13 protein-coding genes and 1 pseudogene are annotated in these 18,015 nt (G+C 50.3%); 8 read left to right on the plus strand and 6 right to left on the minus strand.

The genetic code is table 11. The features are described 5' to 3' along the window. The first annotated feature begins 585 nt into the window (after positions 1-585). The 5 genes from AC3Y5R_RS15065 to AC3Y5R_RS15085 all read left to right on the plus strand — a co-directional run bounded on the left by AC3Y5R_RS15065 (position 586) and on the right by AC3Y5R_RS15085 (position 4,366). Complete coding sequence (locus tag AC3Y5R_RS15065; RefSeq protein WP_489922024.1) at positions 586-1,050, plus strand: STM2901 family protein; 465 nt, start codon at positions 586-588, stop codon at positions 1,048-1,050. After that, complete coding sequence (locus tag AC3Y5R_RS15070) at positions 1,044-1,370, plus strand: DUF1493 family protein (RefSeq protein WP_489922025.1); 327 nt, start codon at positions 1,044-1,046, stop codon at positions 1,368-1,370. Before AC3Y5R_RS15065 ends, AC3Y5R_RS15070 begins: the two co-directional genes overlap by 7 nt. A 742-nt stretch (positions 1,371-2,112) precedes the next feature. Then, complete coding sequence (locus AC3Y5R_RS15075; RefSeq protein ID WP_489922026.1) at positions 2,113-2,871, plus strand: glycosyltransferase family 25 protein; 759 nt, start codon at positions 2,113-2,115, stop codon at positions 2,869-2,871. A gap of 424 nt (positions 2,872-3,295) precedes the next feature. Beyond that, positions 3,296-3,502, plus strand: coding sequence for a hypothetical protein (locus tag AC3Y5R_RS15080; protein ID WP_489922027.1), 207 nt, complete (start codon positions 3,296-3,298; stop codon positions 3,500-3,502). A gap of 90 nt (positions 3,503-3,592) precedes the next feature. Next, positions 3,593-4,366, plus strand: coding sequence for a 4'-phosphopantetheinyl transferase family protein (locus tag AC3Y5R_RS15085; protein ID WP_489922028.1), 774 nt, complete (start codon positions 3,593-3,595; stop codon positions 4,364-4,366). A gap of 158 nt (positions 4,367-4,524) precedes the next feature. Here AC3Y5R_RS15085 and AC3Y5R_RS15090 read toward each other — a convergent pair whose 3' ends face one another. The 5 genes and pseudogenes from AC3Y5R_RS15090 to AC3Y5R_RS15110 all read right to left on the minus strand — a co-directional run. Then, positions 4,525-6,177 carry a multidrug ABC transporter permease/ATP-binding protein gene (locus AC3Y5R_RS15090; protein WP_489922029.1) on the minus strand — a complete coding sequence of 551 codons (1,653 nt, stop codon included), beginning with the start codon at positions 6,175-6,177 and terminating at the stop codon, positions 4,525-4,527. A gap of 76 nt (positions 6,178-6,253) precedes the next feature. Next, positions 6,254-6,898 carry a DNA oxidative demethylase AlkB gene (gene alkB, locus AC3Y5R_RS15095; RefSeq protein WP_489922030.1) on the minus strand — a complete coding sequence of 215 codons (645 nt, stop codon included), beginning with the start codon at positions 6,896-6,898 and terminating at the stop codon, positions 6,254-6,256. Between the two features lie 22 nt (positions 6,899-6,920). Then, positions 6,921-7,961, minus strand: a complete 1,041-nt coding sequence (apbE, locus tag AC3Y5R_RS15100; RefSeq protein ID WP_489922031.1) for an FAD:protein FMN transferase ApbE — start codon at positions 7,959-7,961, stop codon at positions 6,921-6,923. Between the two features lie 369 nt (positions 7,962-8,330). Beyond that, the gene (gene ompC, locus AC3Y5R_RS15105; RefSeq protein ID WP_489922032.1) at positions 8,331-9,449 is read right to left on the minus strand and encodes a porin OmpC; all 1,119 of its coding nucleotides are present in this window, start codon (positions 9,447-9,449) and stop codon (positions 8,331-8,333) included. 582 nt (positions 9,450-10,031) lie between these two features. Beyond that, positions 10,032-10,356: pseudogene (locus AC3Y5R_RS15110) on the minus strand (secretion protein HlyD); the annotation flags it as partial. Positions 10,357-10,625: 269 nt separating this feature from the next. Between AC3Y5R_RS15110 and AC3Y5R_RS15115 the strand changes: the two are divergent. The 3 genes from AC3Y5R_RS15115 to rcsB are packed head-to-tail and all read left to right on the plus strand — an operon-like array spanning position 10,626 to position 15,101. Next, the gene (locus AC3Y5R_RS15115; protein ID WP_489922033.1) at positions 10,626-11,780 is read left to right on the plus strand and encodes an MFS transporter; all 1,155 of its coding nucleotides are present in this window, start codon (positions 10,626-10,628) and stop codon (positions 11,778-11,780) included. Between the two features lie 20 nt (positions 11,781-11,800). Continuing rightward, positions 11,801-14,449, plus strand: coding sequence for a phosphotransferase RcsD (gene rcsD, locus AC3Y5R_RS15120; protein WP_489922034.1), 2,649 nt, complete (start codon positions 11,801-11,803; stop codon positions 14,447-14,449). Between the two features lies 1 nt (position 14,450). Then, entirely contained in the window at positions 14,451-15,101 is a 651-nt protein-coding gene (gene rcsB / locus AC3Y5R_RS15125; protein WP_124231344.1) for a response regulator transcription factor RcsB, read from the plus strand. A gap of 58 nt (positions 15,102-15,159) precedes the next feature. On the opposite strand, the gene rcsC is transcribed toward rcsB, so the two are convergent. Then, positions 15,160-18,015: a two-component system sensor histidine kinase RcsC gene (rcsC, locus tag AC3Y5R_RS15130; protein WP_489922035.1), complete on the minus strand. Its 2,856-nt coding sequence runs from the start codon at positions 18,013-18,015 to the stop codon at positions 15,160-15,162.

Raw genomic sequence — 18,015 nt, forward strand, 5'->3', positions numbered from 1 at the left:
TGGTGTTAAACATAGTTCTAAGACTACCTCTTATTTTAAGAGAGGCGAAGTGTCTGGTGATCTATGGGGCCAGTCTACTGCGAGCTTTCAACTGAACAAAAAACATTCATAAAAACGAATGGCTTTTTGATTTAGCTATACGTTTGGATATACGGAACAAAACAAAAATTAATAAATACCTTTAAAAACAACAAAATAAAATAATGATTACACTCTTCTCGTGCAAAAATATGTGGCAAAAATTTTGCTCATATTTCGACCGAAAAATGGCACATGCCATCGTTCGTGCCTTCAATATCAGCCATTCTAAGCAACGCAATCTCTCACCTATACATTCCCATGACTTCTGCCCGAAAAGGCCACTACGGCCAGGAGATTTGATCTCTGGACACCATGACTGTTGTTCACTGCGTTCACGTGGTGCGCTACCAGTGCTGCGTAGGCTTGCCACATTCCTGTTAATCAAGCTTTCACCTGAAGTTGTTTTCGTGCCTGTATGCCATTTGAGTCACCTGAATTTTATTCACCTCCTGGTCGGATGGTTGTATAGTTATTGCTCTAACCCGCTACAAAATAAGGGACTATATGGATACCGTAGAGCAACTAAATGGAACGTACTTTTACGCCCTGAAAACTAACCTGACCGCTTCTGGACTTTTCTTCATGATTTTCTGTGAGAAGACCGTTGAACAATTTGGTCTTGGCGTGGCTGATTTTGGCGCTGTCGTTGCACTCCTTGCCGGAATGAATGACCAGACTACACGCGCCAAACCACGTGACGCCATTGAAGGTACTTCACGACTATCCAAAAATGTGAGAAAAGTGTTCAAGAACCAGATGTTTCCATTTGGTCTTAAGCTGCCAACATGGATAGGTGGCTACACACCATGGACTGTTAAATTAAAAATGGTCAGGAAAGTCAGCACATTTGTTGGCCGCACTATTCCATTGGTAGGTGAAGTCATTCTTGTTTCAGATGTATCACAAATCGTCTACCGTACTGTTCGTGATTACAATCTGATTGCCAGAGGCAATGACAGATTATGGTAACGGATAATATTGAACAACAAGTGATAGATCTTGTAACTCCCTACAGTGGAGTCTACATGTTCAGAAAGAAGAAGTATGACACCTATACACCAGAATCGAGCATCCATTTTGACGTCAGACTTGATGTCGATGAAGCAGAAGATTTGATGGAGGAATACTTCTCAAAGTTTAACGTGGAAAGATGTGATTTCAGCCTTTCAACTTATTACCCTGATATACCAATTTCATGGAATCCATTTAAGAAACAGGTACTGGATATCCCAGACTTCACCATTGGCATGCTTATAGAATCAGCTAAAGCTGGTCGGTGGCTTTACTGAACAGAATCCTGACTACCCTGTAACGCTGATGTATCTACATGGACACGAATATAATCCTGTAGATGCATCAATTTTTGCTGGTCTGATGCGATTCCTTTGGCAATACTGGAAACGTTTCTTACAACAGAATCAGAGATTGAGAATTAGCAATATCAATTAACTTAGAAAACCAAACCTCTTTATATTTAATTTACTTTTAATTATCCATAATCACAGCAAAAAAGTTAATCACTTTGAACGAACCACTATGAGATATTGATCTTTTACAACCAGTTTGATTAATTAGTGCAGAACGTTATTATGTCTTTGCCTACGCAGGCAGGTATCAGAAATGATAAAGACATTTCATAATTCACTAACACCCGGTATCATTTGCCCGTTACTTTCACGCTCACAAATGTGAGTTTTCTGGTCATCATTGTGAATGTCATGATAATTCATTAATAGCGAAAATTAACTTTCTTTGTAACCAGCACAGGCAAGGTGATAGAATAAATGCATTAACCAGGACGGGAAACATTCAATAGGATATATCCGTATATTGTGTCTGTCTGAATGCTTCACGCAAGATTCAAGCCTGTGCCTGGAACTCATAGTAATCTTGCTAAAATTTCGTGCAGAATTGCAAAACCACAATATGAACACAGATGTTATGTAAACTTAACAATAAATCATACACCACGGGAAACTGGAACATTCTTGAAAATTTATTGATATATTGTTTATTATATGAGAATTAATCATGAAGATATTTGTCATAAGTATGGAAAAGTCGAAGGAAAGGCGAGCGATAATAGCTGAAAGACTGAATCAATTAGGTCTGAGTTTCGAGTTCTATGACGCAATTGATGGGCATTCACTGACCGAAAGTGAAATTATTTTATCTACCAGAGAACCCAATTATGCCATTGAACGCGGCGAGGTGGGATGCTCTCTGAGCCATCTGTCTGTTTATGCAAAAATGGTTGCATTGAACATCAGCTCTGCACTGATTATTGAAGATGATGCTATTTTATCTCAAGAATTACCCTGTGTGTTGGAACAACTGGAAAAAAGAGCCTATGACAAGCCGCTTATAACGCTTTTAACCCAAACAGACCAATTTATTGCTTCACCATTACTACAGCTCGGCAACACTTACTGCGTTCATCGTTTCATTGAAGGAACTGGAGCTTATGGATATATTATAAATAACAAGGCGGCCAAAAAACTCATAAATTTTCTCTACCCAGTATGGTTAGTCAGTGACCGATGGCAATTTATCAGAGAAAACAATATATGCGACACCCAGTGCATTGTACCCAGTGTCATCTCTCACCCGCCTTATGAAAAAGATGCACTTTATAAAATATCCACAATTCATAGTGGCGTAAATCTGTCCAACATAAAAAATAACATCTGGAAGAAAATCAAGAAAAAAAGACCCATTAAAATTAAACTACAAAGAATATTATGGTTGATTTTTACACGTCGTTTTCTCAAAATTGTAAGAAACTCATAACAAATACAGAACAACAATATTGGTCTACATTCTGAATTATCTGGGTAATTGTTTATAAAAGGGATTTTATGCTAATAATAAAAATTTTGCTGGCATTGGGTGTTTATATATTAATCGGCTATCTCTATAACCGTTTTAATCACACAGATAAAGAAAAAAATTATGAAGAGTGTCCTTATGATTAGCCCATAGCTGACAGAGAGTAACCGCGGAGAAGAGGGGTTTACAAATAAATTCTGTGGTTTTGGTTGTCTTGTTCCTGACTGAGGGTAACTCGCCATCTGTTTCCACAGTGACCCGCTGGCCCTGCAAAAGGTGGCGAAACTCTCAATGCGTATAACTGCCACAAAACTGTCACAATAATAACATATGGTGTTGCTAAACTTTTGAGGCAAAACCAACACCATTACTACGGGTGACCCAAATGGCAACGATCAAGGCAAAAAATTACAGGGATGCAGAAGAGATGTTGCAATCTGGCATCAGCAAAGTTGAACTGGCCTATGACATTGACAGCGATGATTTTTTTCGCTTCGCTACGCGCTGGTGCGACCGCGGTGCGAAAATCTCCAAAGGCAACGACCACTTTGTTGTCTCACTGAAAGGCTTCTCCATCCCGCCTAACGAGTAATTCTCTCTCCCGATTACCAATGACTTTTTACTGTCATTAATCTACCCTGCTTAAATCCTTCTCTGACGAGATAAGCAGGGTAGATTAGCCGTGAATTCCCCACCGAAAGCCACTCAAATAGCGCCATATAGTCTGCCATCAGGACCAGTCCCGTTTATCGGGTTGAGTTTTCTTAGCGATCTGTCCCTCGCCTCTCCCGCAGAATATCCTGATGTACTGCTTCTGCAGGCCCGTTATCATCCGCATAACTATTCCGAAGCGCTGTTTAAAGATTTTGACCTTCCCCTGCCCGTTCATCTGCAAAAAGCGGTAAAAAAACGCCGCGCCGAGTATCTGGCCAGCCGGGTATGCGTTCGCTACGGACTCGGCCTGCTGGGCATCGATAACTACGTGCTGGGAAATGATGCCGATCGTGCACCGATCTGGCCTGCCGGGATCGGCGGCTCACTCTCTCATACCCATCAGCGCATCAGCCTTTTACTCGCTCCTGCGGCCAGCGGCAAACTGCTGGGGATTGATTGCGAGCAATTGATACGCTCTGAAACGGCAAAAGAGATGCAGGAGATGATTATTAACGCGGACGAAAACGTTGTGCTGCAATGCAGCGGCTTGCCTTTTGCCACAGCACTGACCGTGGCCTTTTCAGTGAAAGAGAGCCTGTATAAAGCGATCTTTCCCCGCCTGCGTGAGTTTATGGATTTCAACGCTGCTGAGATCGTCGATTACTGCCCTGCAACAGGCACAATTACATTGAAACTGACCCGTACCTTCTCCAGAGAATTCCCGGCCGGGCGACTGTTTACCGGCCATGTTCAGCTTGGGCGGGATGAAGTGCTGAGCTGGATAGTCACACCGCAGGCATAAAAAAGCCGATCTGAGAAATACTCAGACCGGCATAACCAATTTGGTAAGACGACGGGGAAGTCCAGGACAGCTGAAGAACACTGTCAAAGCCACCTTACCTTTCCACTATCAGACTGACAAATAAACATAATTGCAGTAGATATGCGGCATTCTGCTAATCAGGCTGTGACGTCCGTACGCTTCACCGCATCCAACGTAGCCATCTCTCTTTCCTGCCCGGTCAGCTCGGTCAGTTTGCCTTCACGCATCTCCAGCAGGCGGTCGGCATGCAGGAAGTAGTGATCATCGTGGCTGATGGCAAAGACGGTTTTTCCCATCTCTTTCAGCCACGGCAGCAGTTCGCGGTAGAAGATACGACGGAAATGCGGATCCTGATCGGCTGCCCATTCGTCCAGCAACAGGATATCGCGCTGTTCAGCGGTAGCCAGCAGCAGCGCCAGTCGCTTGCTCTGCCCTTTCGACAGCTTGAGGTTAAGCACCCGGTTGCCATCAAGCTTAATTTTGTCCTGCATCTTCAGGCGTTCAAGCCACTGCTGTACCTTCGCCGGCTCGGCGGGCTGCCCCTGATCGTTAATGAGCCGATCAAACAGATGCACATCGGTAAAGACTGCGGAGAACAACCGGCGATAACCGTCGCCATTTGCCGCGTCAATCTCCACCCCATCCAGCAAGATCTGTCCGGAAACCGGCTGATACAGCCCGGTCAGCAGCATCGCCAGCGTGGATTTGCCGCTACCGTTGCCGCCGATCAGAAACACCAGCTCGCCGCGCTTCAGCGTCATGTTAATCGGACCAACTTTGAAGCCGCTGTCGCCGTACTGGAATACCAGATCGCGCAGCTCCAGCGTCTGCCAGTGCTTCGCGGCGACAGGGGCGGCAAACTCAGGCTGATACTCCGCAAGCTTAAAGGAGTTAAGCTTGTTAAACGCCACCTGAGCCGTCAGCAGCGTCGGCAAAGCCCCTACCGCCGACAGCAGTGGCGTACGCAGGAACAACAGCGTCAGGGAATATGTTGCCGCCACGGCAGTATCAGCCCAGCCCAGACTGTTAGCCATAAAGAACACCAGGCCTATCGCGCCCAGCATCATAATATTTGACCAGTTCACCGCGCTGAGATGGAAAGTATCGGCACGCACGATATGGTGGCGGTAAGAGCGTGCATCTTCCTGATACACCGTTTCGAAGATCAGCTGCGCACGCTGGCGGTTCAGTGCCAGCTCTTTGCGCCCTTCAATGATGGTCTGGAAGTCTGCATAGAGGTTGCCTTCAATATCACGCAGCTTAGCCATATGGCGGTAGACTCTGGAGACCAGCAGCCAGCCACCGACAATAGTGATCACCAGCCAGACCACCGTAACCAGCAGCATCTCTGCCGACAGCCAGGCCAGATAAGCGGCAGAGCCAATGGCGAGAATAATCCCCTGGATCAGCTCCGGCAGGCGGACAAAAGCGATGGTGATATTGCGTACGTCGCTGGTCAGCGCCGCCAGTAGCTGTGGGCTGCCAATCTGTTCAATACGTTCCACCTGTGTATCCAGAATGCGCTTGATAAACTCACCACGCAGCCGGTAAACAAAATGGTGGCCCAGCAGGGTCAGCGCCAGCTGCGAAGCCAGGGTGACAACCATCAGCAGCACCAGCAGGCCCAGAAACTCTGGCAGGATCATCAACGAGGTGTTTACTGATACGATCAGCTCACGGTTGATAAAGGCGATCAGCCCAATCCCCAGCGCAGCGCTAAGCAGGCTGAGGAGAATAACCGATACAAAAGGCCAGCGATATTGCCGGTAAACAACACGAAGCAACTCCATGACACCATCCAGGTAGATTTAACGCAGCATGCAGTTTAATGAGAAGCCGGACGATATCAATAACAATTCTCATCTGTCAGCGAAATGCACGACGGAAGGTGAGATTATAGCGAAAAGCCCCAATAAGCGCGTGGATACCGGGCTTCAGCGGGAGAATGCCATGATAGCGCAGGCGCGAAGGGCCGCCCCAGACCACGATATCACCGTGTTCCAGCAGCACCCGCTGAGTGGCGTCGCCGCGCTCAAACCCGCCAAACTGAAATACCGCCGGTAATCCGAGCGAAACCGACACGATCGGCTGCTTAAGATCCTGCTCATCTTTATCCTGATGCAGGGTCAGCTTTGCATCGGGTTCGTAGCGGTTAATCAGGCAGGCATCGGGGTTAAAATCAGCAAATCCGGCCTCTGCCGCACTGCGTGTCGCCAGCTGACGGAAAAGTTCAGGCATCGATGGCCAGCGATGCCCGGTTGCGCTGTCGCGCTCGCTGTACTGGTAACCGCGGGAGTCCGTTGACCAGCCGAAATCGCCGCAGTTGGTCATTGCCACCGACATCCGGTGGCCACCGGGAGTGATGCGATGGTGAAAAGGATTTTTAGCTGAAACTTCGGTCACCAACGCCATCAGTTGTTCCGCCTGATCCCGGGCTCTTCTGCGCAGGATCACCGCGCCGTCAGCCAGCGGCTCAGCCCAGGGGGCTTCTTCACTAAATAAGTCCAGCATTCTGCCTCCTCAGGGCCTGCTTTTATTGCTGCACAATAAAAGCTTTAAATTGTGGCGACATCCAGGTCGTAAAACCGTCATCCTGCTTCATGATCAGATACACCGCAAGTTTCTCCCGCAGCGCCAGCGCTTTGGCTTTTTCCTCACCGAGTACCATCAGACCGGTATCCCAGCCATCTGCCTCCAGCGCCGTGGTGGCGATGACCGTAGCAGACACCAGTTTGTGCTGAATCGGCCGTCCGGTCGCCGGATCGATCACGTGGGAGATACGCTTGCCGTCCAGTTCATAATAATTGCGATAGCTGCCCGAAGTGCTGATGCCGTGTCCCTGCAGATCAACCAGCGCCTGCACCGCGTTCTCTTTGTCCGTTGGCTTCTGGATTGCCACTTTCCACGGCTTACCTTCCGCGCTCATTCCCCTTGTCAGCACCGCACCGCCAACGGAAACAAGGTAGCTGTTTATCCCCTCTTTCTCCATCAGACGCGCCAGATGATCGGTGGCAAAGCCCTCACCCACCGTGGAAAGGTCAACGTAAAGTCCTGACAGATCTTTCTGCAGATAAGCACCTTCCACGCACTCAATAACATGCAGGTGCTGCAAACCGGTCAGAGCCCTGGCAGCATCGATTTGTGCCTGAGTCGGCGTCTTCACCGGCTGTCTGTCCGGACCAAATCCCCAGAGATTGACCAGCGGCCCGACAGTAATGTCCATCGCTCCGGCGGTTTTCTGGCCGATGCGCAGTGAGAGCGTGACGATATCGGCCATGTTGTCGCTGACCGGCTGAGGATCGCTGCCACGGTACTGGTTAAAGCGGGAGATTACCGAGTCGCTTTTCCAGGTCGACAGCTCCCGATCGTCGCTATCAAGCAGTTGCTGAATCTCTTTCTGCAGGGCTTCTTTGCGATCTGCCGCCACGCCAGCCAGGCTAACCCTCCAGAATGTTCCCATTGTGCGTCCTTCCATCACCAGCCCCGAATTCGCCGGACTCTGGTTATTCCGATCGCAGCCGGAAAGCATGATAAATACTGATAAACCAGCGCAATACAGCCAATTCTTCTTCATTATAAAATCACAGCCTGTAGTAATTATTGGTACGAAAATCGCGAAACACGGCATAAAATGTGGTGATAGGTAACTTGACCAGCTGAAAAATGCTATTCAGGATGAGCACTTAAGCACGCCATATCTGGCTGCCCGGTTAAGTTATATCAGGAGATCCAGAATGATCTATTTCGCCCTGTTGATGGTTTGCATCGCCCTTATTATCTTTTCAGGATACAAGCAATACAAGAAGACCAACCGCAGACAGCTCTTTCGTCCACGACATCAACACCGGATGAGTAGCAAGTAAGTGCGGGGGACAGGGACAGGCAGAGATAAGCGGAGAAAAGGAAAACCGGGAGCGCAGCCTGGCCGCGCTCCCAACCGAACTCAGAACTGGTAAACCAGACCCAATGCCACTACGTCATCAGTATTGATGCCGGTGTTGTCGGTGAAGTTGTTGTCATCCAGCAGGTTGATCTGGTAGTCAACATAGGTAGACATGTTTTTGTTGAAATAGTAGGTCGCGCCCACATCAACATATTTTTTCAGGTTCTGCGAACCGTAGCCCTGAATGTCGGTGCCGCGAGAGCTGACGAAGGCCAGGGAAGGACGCAGGCCGAAGTCGAACTGGTACTGAGCAACCAGTTCCCAGTTGTCCGCTTTATCCGCGTAACCATATGCAGTTGCATCGCTTGAACCAAAGCGGGTTGCATTATAAGAACGGGTATACATCGCGGCCAAGTAGATGTTGTTTGCGTCGTATTTCAGACCGCCAGTGTAAGCGGTTGCTTTGTCGCCACGGCCCAGGATGGTCGCGCTGCTTGCATCGCCGCCGTTCTGCTCGGTAGTACGGTCAGAGTTAAACATTGCCGCCCCGATACCGAAGCCAGAACCCAGATCGTAAGTAGTAGACAGACCCCAGCCATCGCCATTCTGACCCAGAACATCACGGCCATTAGCAGATTCTGTTGGGCTGCTGTTTTTGCCCTGGTACTGAACGGCGAAGTTCCAGCCATCCACCAGACCAAAGAAGTTGTTGTTACGGTAAGTGACCAGACCGTTAGAGCGCTGGAACATGAACTGATCCGCACCGTAGGTATCTCCACCGAACTCTGGCAGAACGTCGGTCCATGAACCGATGTCATACAGCACGCCATAGTTACGACCGTAGTCGATTGAACCGGCATCGCCAAATTTCAGACCAGCGAAGCCCACGCGGGTAAAGCTGTTAGCGGTACCTTCAGATTCTGCGGTGTTCAGAGCAGCCTGATATTCCCACTGACCGTAACCTGTCAGCTGATCTGTCACCTGGGTTTCGCCTTTAAAACCGAAGCGCAGGTAGGACTGGTCACCGTCAGAGCCGTCGTTATCGGAAAAATAGTGCAGACCATCTACTTTACCAAAGAGGTCAAGTTTATTGCCGTCTTTGTTGTAAATTTCTGCAGCGCCTGCAGTACCGGCGATCAACATCGCTGGGATCATCAGGGAGAGAACACGAAGTTTCATTTTATTACCCTCTAGTTATATGCCTTATTTGCCACTGCGTGCTGAACGTCGAAAATTCAGCCGGCAACCTCATACTAGTGTGCAGGCAGTAATAATCTATAAAGAAAATGATACTAAATTTCCGAATGTGTTTCAGAATACAAATCAGATATTTCATTTTGTAAATAACGGGGAACTTCCAGGCAGCACGTATCGGTAAAAAATATCGCACTTATCGTCAAAAAAAATAGGAGAAATGTTATATTTCATAAGGTTATGTGATGTTACGTACATGAGCACTGAATGATAAAAAGATCGGGTCATCAGGTTATACAATAATCCTGCTATCATCATTTTATTTCATTATTACCTTCATTCACCCCGAATGAGTTGCTTTACCCTAATTCCCGCCGAACCTTGTGTTCGGCATTTTTTTATTTATGTCAATTTAAGTAAAGATAGATCTTCGGTGTAAAATAAGCCGCCACTAACGTTGCACATTTATTCTACATATAAGCACGAATAGTCAAAAAAACGCCCTTGAATTAAATGTTAATTAATTTTCGGAAGTATCCAGAATTCATTATTCAGTGGCGTTAAATTTTAACACTCGCGTCGAGACTCTTTGACCTTATTCAACGGTTTAACCAGATAGTCCATGACCGATTTCTGACCGATTTTAATCTCGACATTGGCCACCATTCCGGGCACGCTTGGGAACTTGCGTCCGGCTTTGTTCGTCAGCTCCGCCGATGCGCGTCTCAATCAGCAGCTGATCTTCCGGCGGCACACTCTCCATCAGCTTGCCCCCTGGCTGCAGCACTCCACCGACAGTAGTGGCCTGGATATCTTTCACAATTCCCCGCACGGGCGAATAAAGCGTTGCGCAAGTAAGTTGGTCCTCTTTTCCGGTCAGCACCTGCAGCTGGTCAGCCTGAATCACGCTTTTTCATGTTTCACCAATGATTTGAGTTAATGCGTGATAATGAATCGTTATACCAGGAGTTATCTGTAAAATAGCCTTAAGGTGAGAAATTTGATTAACAGGCTCGTTTTTCTAGGTTAATAACTGACACCCCCGATGCATAAAGGCTTTCACACGGTGCCAATCGTGCCTTGTTTGCAGGGCAAACTTCATTAAATTCGCTAATTGTGATAAAAACTAGCGTTAATCGCGACAGGCTCTCAACGGAAATTATGACAACACAGGATGCCCGACAAGCAATCGCCAGCGCCGTAGCCACCCAGCACGCCACCCGCGCGGTCTTTTTAATTGCCGGTATCGGCATGGCTGCCTGGGCTCCATTGGTCCCTTATGCAAAAGACCGTACCCAGCTCAGTGATGGTTCGCTGGGGACGCTGCTGCTGTTTCTTGGCCTGGGTTCGCTGGTGACCATGCCGCTGACCGGTATTCTGGTAGGCCGGGCGGGCTGCAAAAATGTGATTGCCTGCGGCAGTCTGTTTATCCTGCTGGCACTTCCTCTTCTGGCCACCCTCTCCACTCCTTTTGCTCTGGCAATAGCGTTAATGATCTTTGGTGCGGCGGTCGGGCTGGTGGACGTGGCAATGAATATTCAGGCCGTGGAGGTGGAAAAAGCTTCCGGTCGGGCGATGATGTCCGGCTTCCATGGTTTTTTCAGCGTGGGTGGCATCGCCGGTGCGGGTCTGGTGAGTGCCGGGTTAGCCTTCGGGCTGACGCCGCTCCAGGCTACTGGCATTATCCTGCTGCTAATTATTGCTCTGTATGGTTTCTCGCAGCGCCATCTGCTCAGCCAGCGTGTTCAGCAAGGTGATACCGCGCTGTTTGTAGTCCCACATGGCTGGGTGCTGTTTCTTGGCGTGATGTGTTTCATTCTGTTCCTGACGGAAGGCTCCATTCTCGACTGGGGGGCGCTGTTCCTTGCACAAACCCGCGGTTTACCCCACGCCCAGGCCGGCCTCGGCTACGCGCTGTTCTCTGTGGCGATGACCCTTGGTCGTCTGACCGGTGACCGTATCGTCAACTATTTTGGCCGGACGACGACCCTGTTCTGCGGCACGCTGTGTGCTTCAGTGGGCCTGCTGCTGGCGATCTTTGTCCCCAGTACCGCAGTGGCGCTGGCTGGCTTTGTGCTGGTGGGATTTGGTGCGTCAAACAGCGTACCTATTATGTTCAGTGCCGCAGGAAATCAGAAAAACATGCCGGTGAATCTGGCGATTTCTTCCATGACAATGATTGGTTATGCAGGTATTCTGGCTGGTCCGGCACTGATAGGGTTTATCTCACAGTGGTACAGCCTGACGACGGCCTTTAGTGCCATCGCGGTATTGCTGTTAGCCGTGGCCGCCAGCGCCCGGCTGATTACACGTTAATTGGGGTGTCACGCTACGCTATGTTGCCATACAAATTTCCACTGACTTCAGGCAATGTCACGCGCTTTTTTGTGATGTTTATTCTGGTGTTGCTGCTTGCATCAGGGTTTATGATCCACAACACCGTCAACGCCTGGCTGACGGATAAACGCTATGCGATGGCGGATATTGCCCATGCGATGCAGAAGCGCATTGACACCTATCGTTTCGCCACCTGGCAAATCTATGAAAACCTGGCGGCAAGTGCGGCAGGGTCAACCCCGAACAGCCTGCAGGAAACGCGGCTGCGCCCGGACGTTTACTACTTTGAGAAGACCCGCCGCAAAACAGAAGCGCTGATTTTCGGCTCCCATGACAGCAGCACGCTGGACATGACCCAGCGGATGTCCAACTATCTGGACACGCTGTGGGGTGCGGAAAACAGCACCTGGTCGATGTATTTCCTCAACGGCCAGGATAACAGCATGATCCTGATTTCAACGCTGCCGCTGAAAGATATGGCGACGCGCTATAAAGAGAGTGCCATCAGCAATATCGTTGATGCGCGCCGGGCTGAAATGCTTACGCAGGCTAACGCGCTGGACGAACGGGAAAGCTTCTCGCCGCTGCGCCGCTTTACCTGGCAGAACGATCACTATTTCACCGTGCGCACCACGTTTAATCAGCCGGGCCATCTCGCCACCGTGGTGGCGTTCGATCTGCCGATTAACGATCTTATTCCACTGAACATGCCGCTGGAAAACTTCCAACTGAAACAGGACACCAGCGACGCCTCCAACAGCACGGATGCCGATGATGCCACCAGCAGCACTAAAGTCACGCTGACTAACCCAAATGTGGAAATTGCCGCATCGCTGACCAGCACCCCGCTTCAGCTGGTCTATCATGTGCCGATTGTCGGGCTGGTGGTGGATACGCTGAAGAACCTGATGTGGCCGCTGCTGGCTAACTTTGCCCTGCTGCTGCTCTCGCTTGGCGGTCTGTTGCTGCTGCGCCAGCAATCATTGCGACCGAGTGAAAATCAGAGCGCCGAGCTGGATTCGCTGCGGGTACTGAATGAAGAGATCGTCGGCAGTCTGCCGGTTGGCCTGCTGGTGTATGACTTCGCCAATAACCGCACCATTATCAGCAACAAGATTGCTGAACATCTGTTGCCACACCTGAACCTGCAAAAAATCATCAATATGTCCGATCAGCATCAGGGCGTCCTGCAGGCCACGGTCAATAACGAAGTGTATGAAATCCGCCACGCCCGCAGCGTGCTCTCTCCTGACACGCAGCTGTTTATGATGCGGGACCAGGATCGTGAGCTGCTGGTGAACAAGAAGCTGCAGAAAGCGCAGCAGGTACTGGACAAAAATCACCAGACCCGCCAGCAGCTGTTGCAAAACCTCGGCCATGCGCTGAACCGGCCGCTTAGCAACGTCATCGATCATCTGCAGACACTGAGCGAAACTCACCCGGCTGACGATATCCATGATGCGCTGGAAGAGTCCCACGCGCTGAGTCGCCTGGTGGACGATATCGTGCTGCTTAACCGGCTGGAAACTCATGACTGGGCGCCGGACGCTGGCGCGTTCAATGTGCAGACCGTGCTGGATGAGCTGGTGATGGAAGCCCTGCCTTCTCTACGCCGCAAAGGGCTGAATCTTCTGGTCAGCAACCGCCTTAACAGCGAGGAGAACCGCTTCGGCGACCGTCGGGCACTGTACAAAATCCTCACCACCCTGCTGCACTACTCCATCACCAGCACCACATGGGGCAGGATCAGCATCGAAGTCAGCCACCCGACCGATCGTCCGGATCGCCTGGCGATTGAAATGGTAGACACCGGAGCAGGGCTGACGGTGGATGAGATGGGCAATACCGACTTCCCGTTCCTTGGCGAAACCAGCCGGGATCGTTTTGGCCAGGCTTCCGGACTGGCCTTCTTCCTGTGCAAACAGCTGTGTAAGCAGCTGGGCGGCCATCTGGAAATCGTGGCGCGTCCCGATATCGGCACCCGATACAGTATCCAGATCCATGCTCCGCAGGAACATCAGCAGGTACAGGAAGAGAAACTGCTGGAAGGCCTGACCGCGCTGATTGATATCACCGTGGATGATGTCAGGAAGATTGTAGTTCACCAGCTGGAAAACTGGGGTGCCAGCTGTATCACTCCGGATGAGCGTTTTTCCGGACAGGATCATGATGTCCTGGTCACCGACGAGCCGGCAAATCTTACGCCGTGGTCGTTACTGCTCACGGATGATGAAACAGGTTACAGCGCGTTGTCACGTAACCAGTTCAGGGTCAACTTTAATCTCAGTAGCGCGATGCAGGATGCGTTGCTTCAGCTTATTGAACAGCAGCTGGCCCTGGATGAGACAGAAGAAGAGCAGGATCTGGCACAGCTTTTCGCACCGGGCTACTTCCAGCTCTTTGTAGAGACAGTACCAGATGATGTAAAGAGATTGTATAATGAGGCGGCGGAGAGGGACTTGAGTTCGCTTGCTCAGACTGCACATCGCCTGAAAGGCGTGTTTGCCATGCTTAATTTGAACCCGGGCAAGCAGCTTTGTGAAACGTTAGAACTGCACATTACCGAGTGTGACGATTCAAACATTAAAAATACCACCAGTGAGATTGACCACTACGTCAATGAACTGCTGCAGCAAGGTAACCAATAATATGAATAACCTGAACGTAATTATTGCCGATGATCATCCAATTGTGCTGTTCGGCATCCGTAAATCGCTTGAACAAATTGAATGGGTCAACGTTGTTGGTGAGTTCGAAGACTCTACTGCTTTAATCAACAGCCTGTCCAAGCTGGATGCTAACGTTTTGATTACCGATCTGTCGATGCCGGGTGAAAAGTACGGTGACGGCATCACGCTGATTAAATACATCAAGCGTCACTATCCTGACCTGTCGATCATTGTTCTGACCATGAACAACAACCCGGCGATCCTGAGTGCGGTACTGGATCTGGATATCGAAGGGATTGTTCTGAAACAGGGCGCACCAACCGACCTGCCTAAGGCGCTGGCAGCCCTGCAGAAAGGCAAAAAATACACGCCGGACAGCGTGGCGAAATTACTGGAGAAAATCAGCGCGGGTGGCTACGGCGACAAGCGTCTTTCACCGAAAGAGAGCGAGGTTCTGCGTCTGTTTGCTGAAGGTTTCCTGGTGACCGAGATTGCCAAGAAGCTGAACCGCAGCATCAAAACTATCTCCAGCCAGAAGAAATCAGCGATGATGAAGCTGGGTGTGGATAACGATATCGCGCTGCTGAACTATCTCTCTTCCGTCAGCACCATGCCGGTTGATAAAGATTAAGCAGCACAGGCTATAAAAAAAGGGCGAATGCAAATTCGCCCTTTTTTATTGTCTGAAATTACCCTTCCCTGCTCTTACGCACGCGCTCGGTGTAAAACGCCAGCGTCTGCCGCAGCGTGTCCAGCGTCACCGGTTTGGACAGACAGTTATCCATTCCTGCCTCCATACAGCGCTGCTTCTCTTCCGCCAGTGCATTTGCCGTCACGCCCACCACCGGGAAGGTCAGCCCCAGCTGACGCAGACGCTGTGTCAGACGATAACCGTCCATATTCGGCATGTTCACATCGGTCAGTACGATATCAATCTCGTTGCGGCTCAGTACGTTCAGCGCATCCACACCGTCCTGAGCGGTTTTCACCCGATAGCCTAAAGATCCCAACTGATCGGAAAGCAGCATACGGTTGATAGGGTGATCGTCTACCACCAGGATCAGAATATCCTCGTTGCTGACACTCAGCTCATCAGCTTCCGGCAGGCCCGGCAGCGTATCAGGCATATCCACTTCAACCCGGTAGATACGGCCCAGCAACACCGGCAGTTCATGCGGTGTGGTAGTGCCGTAAACCCAGCGACCGGAGCTCACTTCATGCGGGCCATCATTGTGACTACCATCGAAACGGATTAGCGCACGTACCACCTGCTGGTGCTGGTAGTCGTAATCCACCACAATCACATCATCTGGCTCACAGTGGCTGCCTTCCTGCAGGTGCTCCACGGTAATGCCATGCTGCCTCAACAGTTTTTCCAGGAAGTCGGCCAGCGTGTCATTGCGCAATTCCAGCCAGCATCTCTTACCCAGCAACCCCTCATGCAGCACCGGCGTCATCACCTGACTGTTATACAGCGGGATGCGCACCACAAACTGGCTGCCCATCCCCGGTTCGGAATCCACCTCGATGTCGCCGTCCATCATATTGATCAGCTTTTCACAGATCGCCAGCCCCAGCCCGGTACCCTGGAAGTTACGCTGCACGCCGGTACCCACCTGGAAGAACGGATCGAACAGGCGAGTGATCTCTTTTGCCGGGATCCCCACACCAGTATCACGCACGCGGAAAGCCAGATAACCATCCTTCACAAACGCCTGCAGGATGATGCCGCCGGTATGGGTAAATTTGATGGCATTATTCAGCAGGTTAGAGATCACCTGCTGCAGGCGCAGCGGATCGCCGTCCAGCGTCACCGGTACGTCGCTGTCGATAAAGCACCACAGCGTAAGACGCTTTTTCACCACCATTGCCAGATAGTTGGAAGAGATGTGGGTGATTACCTCACGCGGGGAAAATTCACGCGGTTCGATTCTCAGTTGCTCAGACTCAATTTTCGAGAAGTCGAGAATATCGCTGATGATTTTCAGTAGCAGGCTGGACGAGTTGTTCATCGCCGTTACCAGCGATTCCACCCCTTTCGGCAGTGATTTGGTCTGCAACAGATCGAGGTTACCGATAATGCCATACAGCGGCGTGCGCAGCTCGTGGCTGACCGTGGCCAGGAACATCGACTTGGACTGGCTGGCCTGTTCGGCAGCCTGAGCCATTTCCTGCAGCGACTCTTCCATCTTCACGCGGGCTGACACATCCACCAGCACGCAGATTGCTACGTTTTCATTACGATAGCGTGAATGCACAAAGCTGATTTGCAGATTGGTGTTGCTGCCGGTCAGCACGTCGACAAAATTCACCTGCTGGCCGCAGATAATTTCGGTCAGCCGCTGCCGATCCTCCTGAGTCAGCATGCTCAGGTAGTTATGCGCCAGCTCGTTACTGAGGATATTAGTCCCGTCACTGGTGCGCAAAATACAGATGCCAACCGGCGCCGAAGCGACAATTTTGCGGTTGAACTGCTCGTGCTCTTCCAGCCGGTGAGCATTGTCTTCTGCCGGTAAAAACATGCGGCGTTCAAACAGCCAGGCCAGCGTGAAGAGGATAATTGCGCTGATGACGTTAAGCAGAATGGCATTAATGATCAGTATCTTCAGCTTCTGAACCATCTCGTTAGTCTGCACTGAATAGACCACGGTGAGGGAAGAAGGTGTCAGCGTCTGTTTCAGCACCAGCTGCTTGTAACCATTGATATAGCCAAACCAGCTGTTGTCATTGGGCAGGTCGTCCAGCGAAATTCTTGCTCCCGCCCGGGAAGAGGACATCAGCCGCTGATTACTGCCATCCACAAGGGTGGCACTGACCGGGAAGGCACCCGGCGTGAGGAAATCCTCCAGACGAATTGTCTGCTCAATACCCAGCAGCGCTGCCATTTTGCTGGCAACATACACCGGCGTGACCATGTAGTAATAACCGACGGCAGGCTGGCTGGAAGGAGCGATCCAGAACATGCTGTTTTTACGCTCGTCCTCGTTGCCGTTACGGTACTTCAGGATGCGCTCGTGCAGAGATTTCAGCGCATGTTCCCGATCGGCCGAAGAACTGCCCACACCAAAGTCCGCCAGACAAAGACTTTCACCGCCGATAAAGAAGACCCTGTTCAGCTCATAAGCTGAAGCAAAGTTCTCTTTCCAGTAGTGCAGGAAATAGCTCAGGGACTCCAGCGAGTTACGCCAGGTGTTGCTCATGGCACTGCAGTCGGAGTCGGAATAGAGTGGAAAGAACTGTGGCAGTGCGGTTTTACCAGGAAATACGCCGTTCAGGACGTCCAGCCCGTTGGCGGAGGAATTCAGGCGGTTTTCAGCAATAAACTTCAGTTCGCGGGTCACATCGGCGGAATGGCGAATGTACCACTGAGCCTGCTCAACGTTGGCATTAAATTCCTGACGCACCTGAGCTTCTTTCTCATGCAGCACATTGATGATGTAGAACGTTGTCAACAGCGCACCCAGCATCCAGAGCATGAGTGCCAGTGCCCGGAACAGATAGCGGGAGATCCTTAACGTGGTTCTGAACGAGACTAAATATTTCAA

The organism is Erwinia sp. 009765445 (assembly GCF_058137865.1).